Origin of the sequence: Halomicrobium mukohataei DSM 12286, assembly GCF_000023965.1 — an archaeon.
Taxonomy (GTDB): domain Archaea; phylum Halobacteriota; class Halobacteria; order Halobacteriales; family Haloarculaceae; genus Halomicrobium; species Halomicrobium mukohataei.
In genome coordinates this window covers 976,286-992,231 of the sequence record NC_013202.1, presented here as the reverse complement: position 1 = coordinate 992,231, position 15,946 = coordinate 976,286, and the positions used below count along the sequence as shown (strand labels likewise).

At 64.8% G+C, this 15,946-nt stretch carries 17 protein-coding genes, 2 tRNA genes and 2 pseudogenes; 7 read left to right on the top strand and 14 right to left on the bottom strand.

Features of this window, described 5'->3' with window-relative positions:
- Window positions 1–57 precede the first annotated feature (57 nt).
- The 7 genes and pseudogenes from HMUK_RS04955 to HMUK_RS04930 all read right to left on the bottom strand — a co-directional run bounded on the left by HMUK_RS04955 (window position 58) and on the right by HMUK_RS04930 (window position 6,532).
- Window positions 58–951: a hypothetical protein gene (locus HMUK_RS04955; RefSeq protein WP_015762012.1), complete on the bottom strand. Its 894-nt coding sequence runs from the start codon at window positions 949–951 to the stop codon at window positions 58–60.
- Window positions 952–974: 23 nt separating this feature from the next.
- Window positions 975–1,169 (bottom strand): annotated as a pseudogene (locus HMUK_RS18125) (hypothetical protein); the annotation flags it as partial.
- A gap of 71 nt (window positions 1,170–1,240) precedes the next feature.
- Window positions 1,241–1,642: a type II toxin-antitoxin system VapC family toxin gene (locus HMUK_RS04950; RefSeq protein ID WP_015762011.1), complete on the bottom strand. Its 402-nt coding sequence runs from the start codon at window positions 1,640–1,642 to the stop codon at window positions 1,241–1,243.
- A complete protein-coding gene (locus HMUK_RS04945) occupies window positions 1,643–1,858 on the bottom strand; it encodes a DUF7557 family protein (protein ID WP_015762010.1) in 216 nt (71 codons plus the stop codon).
- 382 nt (window positions 1,859–2,240) lie between these two features.
- Window positions 2,241–2,313: transfer RNA gene (locus HMUK_RS04940), tRNA-Pro, on the bottom strand.
- Window positions 2,314–2,378: 65 nt separating this feature from the next.
- Window positions 2,379–4,262, bottom strand: a complete 1,884-nt coding sequence (locus HMUK_RS04935; protein ID WP_015762009.1) for an SLC13 family permease — start codon at window positions 4,260–4,262, stop codon at window positions 2,379–2,381.
- Between the two features lie 176 nt (window positions 4,263–4,438).
- Window positions 4,439–6,532, bottom strand: a complete 2,094-nt coding sequence (locus HMUK_RS04930; RefSeq protein ID WP_015762008.1) for a DEAD/DEAH box helicase — start codon at window positions 6,530–6,532, stop codon at window positions 4,439–4,441.
- Between the two features lie 128 nt (window positions 6,533–6,660).
- Between HMUK_RS04930 and HMUK_RS04925 the strand changes: the two genes are divergently transcribed.
- From HMUK_RS04925 to HMUK_RS04915, 3 genes are read left to right on the top strand one after another with little or no spacing between them, the layout of a single operon-like run.
- Complete coding sequence (locus HMUK_RS04925) at window positions 6,661–7,368, top strand: DUF4013 domain-containing protein (protein ID WP_015762007.1); 708 nt, start codon at window positions 6,661–6,663, stop codon at window positions 7,366–7,368.
- Between the two features lie 43 nt (window positions 7,369–7,411).
- Entirely contained in the window at window positions 7,412–8,011 is a 600-nt protein-coding gene (locus tag HMUK_RS04920) for a DUF5789 family protein (RefSeq protein ID WP_015762006.1), read from the top strand.
- A 48-nt stretch (window positions 8,012–8,059) separates the two neighbouring features.
- Window positions 8,060–9,247 carry a site-2 protease family protein gene (locus tag HMUK_RS04915; RefSeq protein WP_015762005.1) on the top strand — a complete coding sequence of 396 codons (1,188 nt, stop codon included), beginning with the start codon at window positions 8,060–8,062 and terminating at the stop codon, window positions 9,245–9,247.
- Here HMUK_RS04915 and HMUK_RS17850 read toward each other — a convergent pair.
- Both HMUK_RS17850 and HMUK_RS04905 read right to left on the bottom strand, forming a co-directional pair.
- Window positions 9,196–9,384, bottom strand: a pseudogene (locus HMUK_RS17850) (hypothetical protein); the annotation flags it as partial. The gene HMUK_RS04915 and the pseudogene HMUK_RS17850 overlap by 52 nt on opposite strands.
- 133 nt (window positions 9,385–9,517) lie before the next feature.
- Window positions 9,518–9,588: transfer RNA gene (locus HMUK_RS04905), tRNA-His, on the bottom strand.
- A 104-nt stretch (window positions 9,589–9,692) separates the two neighbouring features.
- Between HMUK_RS04905 and HMUK_RS04900 the strand changes: the two genes are divergently transcribed.
- Window positions 9,693–10,145 carry a DUF5814 domain-containing protein gene (locus HMUK_RS04900; protein ID WP_015762003.1) on the top strand — a complete coding sequence of 151 codons (453 nt, stop codon included), beginning with the start codon at window positions 9,693–9,695 and terminating at the stop codon, window positions 10,143–10,145.
- Here the strand turns inward: HMUK_RS04900 and HMUK_RS04895 are convergent, their stop codons facing one another.
- The 3 genes from HMUK_RS04895 to HMUK_RS04885 all read right to left on the bottom strand — a co-directional run bounded on the left by HMUK_RS04895 (window position 10,146) and on the right by HMUK_RS04885 (window position 12,230).
- Window positions 10,146–10,583, bottom strand: a complete 438-nt coding sequence (locus HMUK_RS04895; protein WP_015762002.1) for a hypothetical protein — start codon at window positions 10,581–10,583, stop codon at window positions 10,146–10,148.
- 101 nt (window positions 10,584–10,684) lie between these two features.
- Entirely contained in the window at window positions 10,685–11,296 is a 612-nt protein-coding gene (locus HMUK_RS04890) for an RPA family protein (protein WP_015762001.1), read from the bottom strand.
- A 1-nt stretch (window position 11,297) separates the two neighbouring features.
- Window positions 11,298–12,230, bottom strand: coding sequence for a replication protein A (locus HMUK_RS04885; RefSeq protein ID WP_015762000.1), 933 nt, complete (start codon window positions 12,228–12,230; stop codon window positions 11,298–11,300).
- 388 nt (window positions 12,231–12,618) lie between these two features.
- On the opposite strand from HMUK_RS04885, the gene HMUK_RS04880 reads away from it, so the two are divergent.
- The 3 genes from HMUK_RS04880 to HMUK_RS04870 all read left to right on the top strand — a co-directional run bounded on the left by HMUK_RS04880 (window position 12,619) and on the right by HMUK_RS04870 (window position 14,791).
- Window positions 12,619–12,912 carry a DUF7091 family protein gene (locus HMUK_RS04880; protein WP_015761999.1) on the top strand — a complete coding sequence of 98 codons (294 nt, stop codon included), beginning with the start codon at window positions 12,619–12,621 and terminating at the stop codon, window positions 12,910–12,912.
- A 586-nt stretch (window positions 12,913–13,498) separates the two neighbouring features.
- On the top strand, window positions 13,499–14,497 hold the full coding sequence (locus HMUK_RS04875) for a mannose-1-phosphate guanylyltransferase (protein ID WP_015761998.1): 999 nt from the start codon (window positions 13,499–13,501) through the stop codon (window positions 14,495–14,497).
- Between the two features lie 57 nt (window positions 14,498–14,554).
- Complete coding sequence (locus HMUK_RS04870; protein WP_015761997.1) at window positions 14,555–14,791, top strand: hypothetical protein; 237 nt, start codon at window positions 14,555–14,557, stop codon at window positions 14,789–14,791.
- On the opposite strand, the gene HMUK_RS04865 is transcribed toward HMUK_RS04870, so the two are convergent.
- Window positions 14,788–15,570 carry an SDR family oxidoreductase gene (locus HMUK_RS04865; RefSeq protein ID WP_015761996.1) on the bottom strand — a complete coding sequence of 261 codons (783 nt, stop codon included), beginning with the start codon at window positions 15,568–15,570 and terminating at the stop codon, window positions 14,788–14,790. The two genes, HMUK_RS04870 and HMUK_RS04865, sit on opposite strands and share 4 nt — an antisense overlap.
- Window positions 15,571–15,607: 37 nt before the next feature.
- Complete coding sequence (locus tag HMUK_RS04860; RefSeq protein WP_015761995.1) at window positions 15,608–15,943, bottom strand: hypothetical protein; 336 nt, start codon at window positions 15,941–15,943, stop codon at window positions 15,608–15,610.
- Window positions 15,944–15,946 lie beyond the last annotated feature (3 nt).

Here is a 15,946-nt window from a genome sequence, read left to right as displayed (position 1 = left end):
CGGACGACAGGTGCCCGTATCAGCCAGTTCGGACCATCTCGACGGCTGCAGTAGTCGTTATGTGGCGCTCTCGACGAGATTCTCCCGCGTGAATTCGTTGACCGAGATCCCGTACTCCTCCTGGAGCGTGTTCCGTATCTCGATGAGATCGGACCGCAGCCGTCGTGATTCGGCGAGCGTTCGACGCTTCTCGTTGCGGAGTTGCTGGCGCTCTTCGAGAGCAACCTCGTCGAGGAGCGCCCGGAATTCGTCTCCGCGCTGTTCGAGTAGCTGCGACCAGCCGGTATGGAGGTCTCGGTACTCCCGCCCCTCGCCGTCTAAGAGATACGACAAAAGCCGCGGCGGGTCGACACTCATGCTCCCCCGAGAGAAGTCGAACCGGGGCACGTCACGTTCGACTTTTGCCGTCAGTTCGGGACCAGCTGTCCGCACCACGTCACGTGCCGCCGCAGTCAAGTCATCGACCGTCGTGTCGTACGACTCCAGTTCCGAGTGTAACTCCGGGTGGCGCTCTTTCGAACGCAACAGTGCTGCCTCGTCCGTCTGCGTCTTCGAGAGGGGCTTCTGAATCGAAAGCCCACCCTCGGGCTCCCACTGCTCGTCTGCTGGAAATGCTTGGTCGCCGGGTTTCCAGCCGACGAAACCCGCTTCCAGCTTCTCGATGTTCCCGGCGAGGCGATCTATCGCGGGCTGGATGACGTACTGGAGTTCGTCGATGACGACTTGCTTTTCTCGATCCTTTCTGAGCTCCTGGATCGTCTTTCGGTTTTGACGGACCGTGAGAAACGTCGCTCCGACGAAAAGGAGGGTGGCAACAGTCCCGAGCGCCTGGATGAGAAACGTCGCAACGCCTTCGCCCAGGGTGCCAGTGAAATACGAGACGAGCACGTCCACTATCAAAAGCACCAGTACGAAGGTGAGACCCAAGAGCAACTTCGTCGTGTTGACCATCTCTGCCACACTTCCGTACCCGGTTACAAACGCTTTGTCCACTCAGACGGACAATCGCCGCCGTCGTGCGGTCGATTCTGCTCTGTCGAATCGGCAGACAGCACTGATACTGTCGGCTGTATGTGTCGGTTTCGAACGTCGGAGAGCGTGTTTCCATCCGCTGCCTGGAGCATCCACCACGCAACGCTGTGGCGAAGCGTGTTGGCGCTCACGTCGTCCGAACTGCTGTTCTATTCGGGCAGTGTCGGGGCAATCCTACGCTGGGTACTGCTCTCCCGACGCGAGATATTCACTCGGTGCGTACAACGTCGACATCGGCTAACTGCGTAATCGGCTCCTTGTCGAAGTCATTCCTGTTGTGTGTGACGAACATCCCACCGGCTTCGTGGGCGGTCGCCAGATTCAGCAGGTCGACCGCGTCGAGAGTCACGTCCTGTGACTGTAGCTTCTGATCGATGTAGGCGGCTTCAAGTGCTGTATCGGCTGTGAAGGAGAGAATCCTGTCGAAGTTCGACCGGAGATGGTGCTGTTCTTGTAGCATCTCCGCCCGAGTGCTATGGTATTGAAACGATTCCCAGGCGACGTGTGAAGGGATCGTCCACTCGCGTGTGCTGTACTGCTGGAGGTGCTGAACGACTGTCTCGTTGGAGTTGCGCAGCTTCACAAGAACGTCTCTGTCGAGGACGATCATCTACCGGCGTTCCTCCAGCGAGTCGTTCAACCGATCCCGCGCATTGTCCATCCGCTCAATATCTTCGTCGTCGACAGGCGGGAGTGAGTCGGCAATTGCTTCCACGTCCTTCTCGCTCCGGCTCAAACGGTCCAGCAGATCGTTGAAACTCTCGTCGTCCCGTTTCAGGTCTCGGAGTCGTTCCTTCACCTCGTCGTTGACTCGAATCGTGGTCATATGTATACGTTGTATACAGCTGCTTGATATCTCTTTCGCCGCGACAGCCAGTCAACGGTCTCGCGCTCTACAGACCGTACAGGTCAGCGCGGTCCAGCGCACGGTTGATCGTCGATCGAGACGTGTCCAGCCGCTCGGCGGCCTTCCACGCCTCGAAGTCGAAGCCCTCGCGGGCTTACTCTCAGCAGGGCCTCATTTCGATTCTTGTCGGCCATCCCGAAAGGCTTCGTGGCGTCAGGCATACGCCGAGCGAAGCGAGGCGTTTCACTCCGAGCGCACCGGAGGTGCGACTCGGAGAGTCTTTTTCGCCCACGTTTTTCGAGGAGCTCTCGCCGCAGCGAGCCGCAGGCTCGCGAGGAAGGGCGACGATGAAAAAGGTGGATGGGATCGCCCGGATTTGAACCGGGGTCACGGGCACCCAAGGCCCGAAGTATACCAGGCTAACCCACGATCCCGTACCAACAGATGTGGCCGTCGCTGAGTAAAGGGTTTCGTTGCGGTGGCACATAGACACATCCTGTCACGGAGTCAGGCCCCAGAAGTAGGCGATGCCCAGAGTCGTGACGACGGCAAAGACCGCCTGTAGCGGCGCGCCGACCCGCAGATAGTCGGTGAATCGATAGCCACCGGGGCCGTAGACGAAGAGGTTCGTCTGGTAGCCAACGGGCGTCATGAAGGCCGTCGAGGCGGCGAAGGTCACGGCCAGCACGAACGCGAAGGCGTTGGCTCCGAGCTGGACGGCGGCCTCGGCGGCGACGGGGATCATGAGGACGACGCTGGCGTTGTTCGAGATGATGTTCGTCAGGACCGCCGTGACGACGTACATCAGCCCGAGCACCACGAGCGGCGGGAACGACGGCGCGGCGAGCACGAGGAGGTCGGCCAGCAGCGTCGCTCCGCCGGTCGCCTCCAGGGCGAGCCCCAGCGGGATGACGCCCGCGAGCAGGAAGATCACGTCCCACTGGACGGCGTCGTAGATCTCCGAGGAGCGCAGACAGCCAGAGAGGATCATCCCGAGCGCGCCGGCCAGCGCCGAGACGACGATCGGGACCGGCGTGAGTGCCGCGACGGCGACGACGGCGGCGACGATACCGACGGCGACGGGGACTTTCGACTTCCGGAAGTCGGGGCGTTCGACCTCGCGGGCGACGATGAAGTTCGGGTTGTTGTTCAGGCGGTCGATGCTGTCGCCGGCCCCCTGAATCAGGAGCGTGTCGCCGACGCGAAGCGTCGTCCGGTCCATCCGCTGGCGGATCAACTCGCCGCCGCGTCGGAGCGCGAGGACGTTGGCGTCGTAGCGCTGTCGGAAGTTCGTCGACCGGAGCGATGCGCCGACCAGCTCCGAGCCCGGTGCGATCACGACCTCGACGAGGTTCTGTCGTTCCTCGGCCGCTTCGAGTTCCGCCTCGCCGACGACCGCGTCGGGAACCACGTCCAGGCCCTCGGCGTCGAGCAGTTCGACGAGCGTGTCCCGGTCGGTCCGGATCGCGAACACGTCACCGGCCCGGATCGACTTCGCACCGAGCGGTTCGAGGAAGGTCCGGCGATCTCGGATTAGCTGGACGATGTCGATGTCGAGGTCGGTCGCTTCCAGCGCGTCGTGGACGGTCTGGCCGACGATCGGCGAGTCCTCGCGGACGACGACTTCGGTGAGGTAGTCGGCCATCTCGAACTCCTGGGTCAGGTCGCCACGCGGTTTGATGCGTTCGGGAGTGAGCCAGCGACCGACCGTCATGAGGTACAGAGAGCCGACCACCAGGAGAATCACGCCGAGCTGTGTGAACTCGAACATGGAGAACGCGTGGAGGTCGCCGTACCGCGCCGGGTCCTCGATCGCCAGTCGGCCGGCGAGGTCGCTGGCGAGGATGTTCGTCGAGGTGCCGATCAGCGTGAGCATCCCTCCGAACATCGAGGCAAAAGAGAGCGGCATCAACAGCTTCGAGGGAGAGGTCTGGCCCTTGTGTGCGAGGTCTGTCACCATGGGCAGCAGGATGGCGACGGCCGCCGTGTTGTTGATGAACCCGGAGATCGGCCCGACGATGCCGACGGTCGCCCCGAGCTGTCTGGACTCGCTGTCACCGGTCAGAGCGGCGACCTTGGCCCCCAGAATCTGGATTACCCCGGTCCGCTGGACCCCCGCCGAGAGGACGAACATCGCGAGGACGGTGATCGTCGCCGGAGAGGCAAAGCCCGAGAGCCCCACGGCCACCGGATCGACGGCGTCGCCGGGCTCGTGGAGGACGTAGAGTCGCCCGGCCAGCACTCCGGCGTCGGCCAGCAGCGCGGTCAGCGGTTCGACGACCAGCAGTGCAACCATCACGCCGATGGCGGTCACGTCGACGGGCACGCGCTCGGTCGCGAAGAGGACGAGCGCACCGGCGACGACGGCGAAGACGAACGCCATTGCCGGCGTGATCGGAGGGAGTGTCACAGCAGAGGAGGGGACCGGCGGGAATAAAAACGTCACCCTCGCGGGCCGGTCGCGTTCGCGCTCGCTTATCCCGAGCCGCTCCTGTTAGTCGCGGTCCCGTAGCTCGCGTGTCGCTTCGCTCCCGCTCGCCATAGACGAGATCGGTCGTGTTACTCCCGATCTCGCAGCTCCATCTCCGCGACGATATCGTAGGGGTGCAGGTCCTTGCGGATGCCATCGAGGATCGCGAACGCCTGATCTGGCGCGAGGAAGAACCGCGTCACGGCCCGGCCCAGCGGCGTCGGTTCCAGCCCGTCGATGAACTCGTACTGGAGGAGTTTGCCCAGCGCGTGCTTGGTCGGGACCTCGCCGATCATGCGGTCGTTGAGCCGCTTTGCCTGGTCGCCAGCGACGGTGACGTTCGCCAGCGTCTCCTCGACGGCCGCGGCCTCGTCGTACTCGGTGATGACCGGCTCCATGTCGCCTTTGAGCAGTTTGAACGCGACCTCGTCTTCCGACATCTCCATGCTGTTGTGATAGGAGCAGTCGGGTTCGACCAGCAGGTAGACCGTCCCCTTGTCGTGGTAGTCCGGCCGGCCGGCGCGGCCGAGCATCTGGCTGAACTCCTGGACCGACAGCCACTCGATGCCCATCGCCAGCGAGTCGAAGACGACCTGCGAGGCCGGGAAGTCGACCCCGGCGGCCAGCGCCGCCGTCGTGACGACCGCGGCGAGGTCCTGGTCGGCGAACTGCTGTTCGACGCGGTGGCGGCGCTTGTTGTCCAGTCCGGCGTGGTACGGTGCCGAGTCGTACTCCAGTTTCCGGGAGATCTCGTGACAGCGCCGTCGGGAGTTGGTGAAGATGATGGTCTGGCCCCGGTAGCCCTTGCTCGATTTCGTGTCGAAGGCTCGCCTGACGAGTTTGTTCTCGATGCGGGTCTTCTCCTGTCCGTCGGCGAAGGTGACGTGGCGCTCGATGGGGACTGGACGCTCCTCGAACTCGACGAGGTTCGCCCGGAGCTTCTCGGCGAGGTCGCTGGCGTTGCCGACCGTCGCCGAGAGGTAGATCCACTGGGTGCCGTCCAGCCCGACGTTTTGCTCACGGGCGTCGCCCGTTCGCCCTTTCCGAGACTGTTCCACGGTCTCGCCCTGCTCGCAGTAGTACTTCAGCCGCGAGATGAGCCCGTCGAGGCGGTGGCCACGCTCGCCCTCGCCGAGCGTGTGGACCTCGTCGATGACGACCGTCCCGATGTCCCCCAGATCCTTGCCGGTCCGCAGCGCGTGGTCGATGCCCTCGTAGGTGCCGACGATCACGTCGGCGTTCGGGTCGAAGCGGTTGCCGTCGCCGTCGATCCGACTCGATCCGACACGCAGCGACACGTCGACCATGTCGCCGTAGCGCTCTGCGAACGACTCGTACTTCTGGTTTGCCAGCGCCACCAGCGGGACGAGAAACAGCATCTTCCCCTTGTTGTTCAACACGCGGTCGAGACCGGCCATCTCACCGATCAGCGTCTTCCCGGTGGCCGTTGCAGAGACGACGAGCTGGTCTCTACCGTCGGTCGCGCCGTTCTCGACGGCGAGACTCTGGACCGGCAAGAGCGTGTCGAAGCGGCCTTCGAGGTGTTGCTGGATGCCGGGGTGGAGATCGAGCGAGTCCACGGGCACGAGGTCGATGTCGTCGACGGTCGCCGAGATCTCGTCGAACTTCGTCAGGTCGGGATCGAGTTCGCCAGAGAGGAGGTTCTCGATGCGATCGAGGTCCTGCACGTCCAGCAGGAGCTCTTCGAGGCGAGCCTGGGCGTCGCCGGTGATCCCCCCGTTGAGTGCGAGTTCGCGGTCCAGTTCCTCGCGAGCGCAGTCCGGACAGATGTGTTCGTCGTCGGCTTTGATCGCCGTCTCGCTCGTAATCGGCGAGTACCGGCCACTGGAGGCACAGTACCGACAGGTACGCACGACCTTCGCGGAGAGCTGGTAGCCCTTGAGCATCGCCCGTAGCTCCTCGCGGCCCCGTCCGGAGGTCTGCTCGGAGATGCGGATCCGCGAGGCCCGACGGGCGAGTTCGACGAACTGGTCGGGACTGCGCAGGTCCTCGCTGGCCCCGCGCTTGATCCGGAGCCGACGGGGCCGTGGCCCGGCGTCGGTCTGTTTGAGTTCGAGCACGCCGTGAAACACTCGACCGCCGTCCCGACGAACGACGACTCGGTAGTCGTCGCCGTGCTCGTGGAGGAACAGCGTATCGACGCGTGCGACCTGCTGAGACACGCCTGGACGAACGCGGCGGAGCTATTTGAGCGGTTCGGAACCTCGTCGGTGTGAGTAGCTGGCAGCCACTCGGCAGAGATCCGACGCGAACGCTTACGCCGCATAAATGTGAAGGCAACAACATAAATATGGAACCCGATATCGAGGAACTGGCACGGTATCCGATGGAGTCGGACGACTGGATCGTGACCGTCGCGATCGGCGGAGTAGCGACGCTACTCGCGGTGTTCGTGGTGCCGATCTTCGTGGTCACGGGCTATACGGTCCGGGCGATCCGGGCCGGAATGGAGGACGCGCGCGAGCCACCGGTCTTCGACGAGTGGGAATCACTGCTCAAGGAGGGGCTGGTCGCGGCGGTCATCACGTTCGTCTACCAGTTCGTCCCGACAGTCGTGTTCGGCGTGTTCGTCGGGGGCTCGATCGTCGCGTTCGCGACCGGCTCGGAAACCGCCGCGGGACTGGGGCTGTTGGGACTGTTCGGCGGCCTGCTCCTCTGGTGGGTGCTGGCGATCGTCTTTGGCTACGTCGGACTGGCGGGCGTCGCAAACTACGCGAGAGAGCGGTCGTTCGGTGCCGGATTCGACGTGGCCGTCATCAGAACTGCCGTCACGTCACGCGACTACGCCGTCGCGTGGCTCTACGTGATCGCGCTCAACGTCGTCGTCGGCGTCCTCGCTGGAGCACTCAACGTCGTCCCGATCCTCGGTGGGATCGTCGGTGTCTTCCTGAGCTTCTACGCCCTGATCATCGCGGGATGGCTCCTCGGAGACGGGTTCGCCTCTGCGACCGACACGCACGTCGAGTCGACGGTAGACGAGAACACGAGCGTCGCATAATGTCGACCACAGAGTTATCAGGTAAGGCAGTTAATAATTCACAATGGCAGATAACAAGAGCGGACGAGACGAACAGGCAGACAACGCCGACCGACGCCAGCGCGAGCGGGACATCCTCACCGCGCTCGAACGCAACGACGAAACGGAGCCGCCCGTCGACGAGCGGACACTGGGCGAACTGGAGACGGAACTGGACGCGCTGTCGTTCCCCGCGACAGCGCGGGAAGTCGTCGAAGCCGTCGGAGACCGGACCGTCGAGTCGGACGCGAACGTCCACACGGTCGCGGAGCTCCTCCCAGAGACCGACCAGGAGATCTTCGACGAGCCGGCGACTGTCCGGACCCGCGTCCAGCGTCCGACCGTCGCCGCGGCGATGAAACGCATCGTCGAACACTGTCAGTCGATCCAGCAGACCTCGCTGGGCACCTCGCAGCGAGAAGCCTACGAGAAGACGTTCCGGGCACTGAAAGCGATCGACGCGGACGACGACGACGAGGGAATCCAGTACATGGCCGACTGGATCGTCGAACGGGTCGACGAGACGGGCAAGCTACCCGGATCGCGAGCCGTACGCCGAGAAGCCGCGACGTTCTGTCGCGAGAACGGCTACAGCGTCCGCAACGACGAGTGGCTCGGCGTCTAAGGTCGGTCACGCAGGGGGCTTAAGCCCCTCCCACGACAAGCGACGACTATGCGACGATTCCGTATCGGCAGTGCCTTCGGCATTCCGATCCAGTTGGACCTGACCTTCCTGCTGGTGTTGCCACTGTTCGCGTGGATCATCGGCTCGCAGGTCGAGCCGACCGTCGAGTTGCTCAACCGGTTCGGTGGGAACCTCGACCCGGCAGTCCTCACCACCGGTCTCCTGCCGTGGCTGCTGGGCATCGCGGCCGCGATCGGCCTGTTTACCGGCGTCGTCCTCCACGAGCTGGGCCACTCACTCGTGGCGATCCGCTACGGCTACCCGATCGAGTCGATCACGCTGTGGCTGTTCGGCGGCATCGCACAGTTAGACGAGATGCCCGAAGACTGGCGACAGGAGTTTCTCATCGCGCTGGCCGGCCCCGTCGTCAGCGTCCTCGTCGGGATCGTCTCGCTGGTCGGGTTCGTGCTGGTCCCCAGCGGGACGACGACGTTCGCTGCCGTCCGCTTCGTCCTCGGCTACCTCGCGCTGATGAACGTCGCGCTGGCCGTCTTCAACATGTTACCGGGGTTCCCGATGGACGGCGGCCGCATCCTCCGGGCTCTGCTCGCGCGGTCGAACCCCTACGCTCGCGCCACGGAGATCGCGGCCGAGGTCGGGAAGGGGTTCGCGATCCTGCTGGCGCTGTTCGGACTGTTCCCACCCTTCAATCCGCTGCTGATCGGCCTGGCCTTCTTCATCTACATCGGCGCGGCCGGCGAGTCCCGCCAGACGGTCATGCGAGCGGCCTTCGAAGGCGTCACCGTCGCCGACGTGATGACGCCCGCCGACCGCGTGACCACCGTCGATCCCGACACGAAGGTCCGCGAACTCATCCGGACGATGTTCGAGGAGCGCCACACCGGCTACCCCGTCGAGCGCAACGGCGAGATCGTCGGCCTCGTCACGCTTGAAGACGCCCGCGCCGTGCGGGAAGTCGAACGGGACGCCTACACCGTCGGCGACATCATGACCACGGAACTCATCGCCGTCGCCCCCGACGAGGACGTGATGACCGCGCTCTCGGAACTGGAAGGGAACAACGTCGGCCGCCTGATCGTCCTCGACGAGGCCGACGCGTTCCGGGGACTGCTCACCCGCAGCGACATCATGACGGCACTGACGATCATCAAGGAGAATCCCGACTACAGGGCCGACGACGAGGGCGAGGCGACCGTCTTCGAACCGCAGACGTGAGAAGAGTCGACTGGTTCGACGACGATCCCCGCTCGCCACCGCAGTTCCTCGCGTGAGATCCCGCCGAACTCCGCCCGCCGGTGACACGCCGGACACAGCGAGACGACGTTGTCCAGTGTATGCGCGTCCCGCTCGGCCACAGTTTGGACACTCATTCTCCGCCATCAATTTCTTATTTTTCGCTATGAAATATATATCTGGGCCGACCGTGGTGGAAGTGAAACTATGGCGGTGGCTGCTGTCGAGTATTATTTGTCGAAAAATTAACCAGTCCGGGTGCGGGAATTGAACCCACGTCCCAGCCACCACAAGGCTGGAGGATACCACTACCCCAACCCGGACACGGATGAGGCGTTCTAAGATATCCCGCTGGAACTGATATACGTTACGACTCCGTACGGCCTTCGAGACGCTTTTACACGCCACACCCCAACGGTCCCTAAGCGTGGCCATCACCGACAAGATCTACGTCAAGAACCACCGCCAGCTGGCCTCACAGCTTGAGACCTCGTTCCCGAAGGGCGCGTTCAAGGGCGCGACGCTGGACATCCTCTTCCAGGGCGAGGGACTCGCGAAGCTCAACGAGGCGAGCCAGGATCGGGTCCTCGATTTCGCCGAGGACTTCCTCGACTGTGACTGTCAGGCAAACCCCCACTGTGGCTGTCCCGAGGAGAAGTTCGTCCGGTACCTCCTGGAGCTGCGGGCACAGGGACTGGGACCCGACGCCATCGTCGACGTGATGGGCGACGACTACATGCTGTACGCCTATCCCGGCGACGTGCTCTCCTTTCTGGACGACTCGGTCAGGACGCTCGAAGCAGTCGAGGCACTGGCAGACGTAGACGAAAAACCGGACGTAGCGAAGCAGGCACGCGAGAGCAGAGACGAACTGGTGTAGCTAGTCGAGATCGTCGAAGCTACCGATGCGGTAGGACGCGTCGTCGTCGTCCTCGCCGTCGAGATCTTCGAGCTGGACGATGTCTTCCTGGTCGTGCTCGTCGAGTTGCTGGCGGAGCTGGGTGACGTAGCGCTTGTGCTCTTCGAGCTGTTCGCGGAGGTGGTCGGCCTCTAACTCCAGTCGCTCGTGTTCTCGGACGAAGCTCTTGGGGACCTCGACTTTCGGCGGGAAGCTCTCGGTCGTCTCCTCGGTGTCCGTCGCTTCGTTGAGTTCGTGTTCGGGGACGACCTCGACCTGGCCGTCGTGAGCGACGAGGAGATCCACGTAGTCACGGAACACCGCAGACAGCGAGATGTCTCGTTCCTCGGCGATGCCCCGGAGGGTCTCGAACTTCTCCTGGCTGACCCGGAACGAGATCGTCTTGTTCTTGTTGCTCATCGTTGTGTTGGGTTTGTCCCCGCATCATACTTAACCGTTTGTCAGACGATCGCACGGCTGGCAGGGGACCGGAAGAAAACGAACGGGTGCCGGCAGTCGGGCTACTGCTCGGCGGTGGTCGTCTCTCGCTGTTCGCCTTCGAGGCTCTCCAGTGCGCCGACCGCGGCGCGTCGGTAGTTCTCGACGGGCAGGTCGTACTGCTCGCCTGCCATCTGGACGTACTCGTCCATCTCGGCACCGTCCTCGTCGTCGAACGCTTGGATCCGGTCGAGCGTTCGCTGGGCGGTCTCGACGACCCAGCGGTCGCGGGTCGCCTCGTCGACCTGCGAGATCGACTCCGGACGAACCGAGACGTTGACCTCGCCGTCGTCGGTCTCGTACGTGCGGGGCTTGCCCACGACGGCGACGTAGGCCGGCGGCTCCAGTTCCCGCAGCATCGAGGCGGCGTCGGGCTGGTACTGGCCGGCGTACATGAAGAACGTGTCGCCGTTGGGGTCGACGACTCGTCCCTGCCAGTACTCGCTGTCTTCGCCGACGTCCTCGGTCTCGGTCAGCGTGCCGACGAGGAACACGCGGTTGGCCCGCTCGCCCGTCGGCAACAGGACGTAGACGGGAGCGCGCTCGTCGTCGGACTCTTTGAAGGTGTAACTCGCGTCGTTGAACTCGCTGGCGAAGACGCGGCGTGCGACTTCGCGGGTGGGTGTTGCAGCCATCTCAGATCGACCTCGCTTTGATCAGCATCGCCTCTGCGTCCACTGGCCCGTCCAGTCGCTCCTGTTCGTTCGCCAGGACGTATCGGCCGAGCGTCGGGCCGGTGACTCGGTAGTACCGTCCCAGCACCTTCTGGCGCATCTCGTCGGCCACGACGGTCGTGTCCAGTGCGTCCATGGCCATCTCCTTGCCCTCTTCGAGCGAGATGCCAGTCAGTTTCTCCGTGGCTTCCTCGTCGAAGATGACTTCGGTGACTTCCTCGCCGTCGTCGAGGACGCCCTTGATGCGGAGGTCGAACTCGCCTTCGACCTCGCCGTGCTCGTTGCAGCGGCCGTTCTGGAGGACCCGCGTACAGTCCTCCTCGGGACATCGCTTGATGAGCCCGCTACCCGACTGGATGTCGACCAGCGCGCCCTCGACCTCGACGGCGTCGTCGCCGACCTCGATCTCCTCGTCGACGGCCTCGATGGTCGTCGTCCGGTTGAGCTTCACGGAGAAGCGACCCTGGTACTCGTCGGTGACGACGTTTCGAAGCTCGTAGACCTGCCCTTCTTCGAGTTCCGGGAGGTCGGACTTGGACCACTTGGTGAACTTGATGGTCCCGGTCTCGTCGCCCAGCAGGCCGACCTGCGCGACGGCGTCGGCCGTGGCGTCCCACAGCTCGACGACCTTCGCGGTCACGTCGATCCACTCCTCGGGTGCGTCCACGTCGGCGATGTCGACGTGCTCGTTGCCGCCACCGCCCGAGAGCTGGTCGCGGTCCATGCCGGCGTCGTCGAGGTACGTGTTGACGACGCTGCGGCGGGCCTCGCTGAGCGGGACCTTGTACTCCTCGACCAGCGTTTCGAGGCGCTCCTCGATCTCGTCGACGGTCACGTCGAGCTGGTCGTCGAACTGCTCTTGTATCTCTGTCGCAGGGGTATGCAAATCGGTCATTGGTGTCTCTGTCTCCGCGTGTTTTCGATGGGAGACACCTGTCGATTGGTCGTCTCGGTACATAAACCCTCGTCAACCACACTGAAAGTGAAAGCGACGCCCTCCTCGGCGGCCCCGTCTCCGGCGTCGTTGTCAGATCCGGCCCGGCACCGATCGGGGGCCGTCACGGCAGTTGGGTTGTGTTCAGAGAATCGACCGCGCTTGCTGAGTTGCAGACACCGAAAGCCCTCCCGGGCGACGTAAGCACCGACGGCGCGCAGCGAGCCCCGGAGCGGTCGAGCGACGCGAGGGCTTTCGGTACCTGAATCACGCTACTCTCTATCTCTTATCTGAACACCGCTGCCAGTTGCCAGAGAAGATTCTTGAGGCGCGAGCCGAAACGGTACGTATGGCCGACGACGACCGGACGAGCCTCTTTCAGCAGATGATCAGGACGACCCTCCGGTCGGCGGGCCGCCAGATCGAGGACGCGAAACAGGCCTACACCGACGCCAAGCGGTCCGCGCTCGCAGATCTCCCACAGAACGACGACGGGAAGGCTCGCATCGTCTGTCGACGCTACGCCGAGCGCCGCGCAGTCCGCCTCGACGACCAGGCGCGCCCGGCCTGCTTCGATCCCGACCACCCCGACTGCCAGGGCTGTGCCGAAGACGTGAAAGCGGGCAGCGTCGAGACGTGGTGACCGACCTTTTTCCGCTTCGGGTTCGAGTCGCGGCTGCGCCGCGCTCGGACCACTCGCGCGAAAACGTCGACGAAAAAGGCTCGATCTCACTGCGTTCGGTCGAGTGAACCGTGCGAGTGCCGACAGCAGCGACGTTGGCGCGCGCTGTCGCTCGCTCCGTCGAGCGACGACAGTGTGCGAGGGAGGAGTGAGTGAGCAACGCGAACGAGCGACTCGGCTGGGGAGGTCGTGGCTCGGTGCTGTCTGCTGTATCCTGGTGTTCTCGTGAACGGAGTGAGCGAGGGTCAGGAGAGCGTGCTCTCCTGGTGGAGCGAAAGAGCGAGACGCGTCTCGCGGTGAGTAACAGGAGCGGAGGCGCTGGCCGACCCCTATCCGAGCGAACGCAGTGAGCGAGGAGATGTCTGCCAGCGCCCGCGAGCGTGTCGAGGGCTTTCAGTGCCTGTTGGCACCGCTTTCGGAGACTGCTAGCGAGCGTCGCGAGCTTTAGTGCTCGGCCGTGCGACCCCGGCCGCCCGGAACAGAATCAGACCGAACTCCGGGGCGGCGGTCCCCAAGCTTCAGGCACCGACCCGTCGAAAGCGGGGGTATGGAGCGCCCCATCGTTGCCCTGGTGCTGGCCGGCGGGACCGGGACGCGCCTCTATCCGGCCAGCAGGGCCGACCAGCCCAAACAGTTCCAGTCGTTCGGCGGTGACCGGTCGCTGCTGACCAGAGCCGTCGAGCGAGTCAGTTTCGCCGACGAGACGTACGTCCTCACTCGCGAGGCCTTCGCCGACGCGGTTCACGACCACGCGCCCGAGGCCGCCGTCCTCACCGAGCCAGCGCCGAAAGACACCGGCCCCGCGCTCGTCTACGCCGCCCACCGGATCCGCGAGCAGGTCGGCGACTGCGTGCTCCTTGCGGTGCCAAGCGACCACGTCGTCGGCGACGGCTTCGAGGCCGTCGGGCGACGGGCGGCTCACACCGCAGTCGAAACGGAGGGGCTGGTGACCGTCGGTGTGGAACCGACGCGCCCGGAACCGGGCTACGGCTACGTCGAGCCCGGAGAGAGCCGAGAGGGGTACGAGACGGTCAGGCAGTTCCACGAGAAGCCGGACCGTGAGACTGCTACGGAATACGTCGACCGTGGCTGCTACTGGAACGCCGGCATGTTCGCGTGGACGCCCGAGGCGTTGCTGTCGGCCGCGCGGGCGTCGCCGCTGTCGGATCTGGTCGACGCACTGGAGCGGGACGAACCCGAACGGGGGTTCGACGCCGTCGATCCGGTCAGCGTCGACTACGCCGTCCTCGAACGGGCCGAGGGCGTGTTCGTCGTGCCCGCCGACTTCGCCTGGGACGATCTGGGAGCGTGGGACGCACTGGCGCGGCACCTGCCAGCGGACGATGACGGCAACGCCGTGCTCGGCGACGCCGTGACCGTCGACGCGGCGGACAACGTCGTCGCGACCGACGGCCACGTCAGCCTCGTCGGCGTCTCCGATCTCGTCGTCGCGAGTTACGGCGATCGAACGCTGGTCGTCCCCGCCGACGAGAGCCAGCGCGTTCGCGAGGTCGTCGCTCGCCTCCGAGACGAGGACGCGTTCTGACGTGACCCGACCGGCACTGCCGAAAAAGTCTTGCCATAGCCGGCTGTAACCGACGCCATGGCAGGCGCTGCCCGGCAGTTCTGGCTGTTCGTCATTCCGTTCATCGTCGGGTTCGCGGCCGTCGGGCTGTTGGCGCTGTCGTTTTTCTTCCCCGGCGAACTCTACACCGTCGACAGCACGGGCTACCTGCTGACGGCGATCGTCGCGGTCGCGTCGCTTGGCATCGTCGTCTGGCAGTCCGTCGCCAGCGAGCGCACCGTCGTCGGCGGAATCGACGAACCCGAGCGGCGCTAGCTCCGCATCGATCCGCCGTCGATGGGCAGTGCCGTCCCCGTCACGTACGACGAGCGTGCACTGGAGAGGAACGCGACCACGTCGCCCAGCTCTCGCGGGTCGGCGATCCGGCCCAGCGGCGCGTCGGACCACTCGGCCCGGCCCTGCTCGTAGCTGTCGTACTCCCCGCGGGAAACGGCGTCCTCGATCAGTTCCTGAATTCGGGGGGTCTCGTGAGCGCCGGGGAGGACCGCGTTGACCCGGACCTCGGGGGCGAACTCGCGGGCCTGTGTCTTCATGAGGCCGATGACGGCCCGCCGGACCGAGTTCGACAGCACGAGGTCGTCGATGACCTCTCTGACCGAGCGGGAGGTGATGTTGACGACCGTCCCGGCCTCCGAGTCCCGGAGATGGGGGTAGGCAAAGCGGGTGGTCCACACCGCGCTCATCACCAGCAGGTCGTAGGCCTGGTACCAGTCGTCGTCGGTCGTCGAGAGGAAGTCCCCACTGGAGGGACCGCCAGCGCTGGTGACGACGTGGTCCAGCCCGCCCAGTTCGCCGACGGTCTCCTCGACGAAGGCGGCGACGTGATCCTGGTCGGTGATGTCGGCCTCGACGGCCAGCACGTCGCCGTCGCCGGTCGCTTCGAGTTGCTCGCGAGCGTCGTCGACGTGGGACGCCGTGCGGCCACAGACCGCGACGTGAGCGCCCTCGCGGGCCAGGGCCGTGGCACTCGCCAGTCCGAGGCCGCTGGTCGCTGCGGTACACAGTGCGACGTTGCCGTCGAGTTCCAGATCCATGTGGTCCGATGCGCGCGGCAGCCCCAAAACGTCGTCGTCAGCGCCTCGACAGGCGAGTGCGATAGCGGTCGAGCAGCGTCTCGGCCAGTCGTCGCTCCGTCGGTGTGAACCCCAGCCACCGCAGGACGACCGCGAAGACGCCGTAGGCTCCGGCGCTGAAGCCGTTCGTCAGGACGGCGGTAAAGGCCAGCGTGAGCGCGCGCTGGAAGAGGATGCCCGGAATCGAGACCGTCGCACCGTGGGCGACCCGTTCGAGCGCGTCGTCGAGTGTCGCCTCGACGGACGCCTCGCTGTGCTCGTCGCTGCGAGCGGTGTCTGATACGGAAAGTTGTAGTTGCTTACCGGTGAGCGTCGCCACGGGGTAGACGCTCACCGG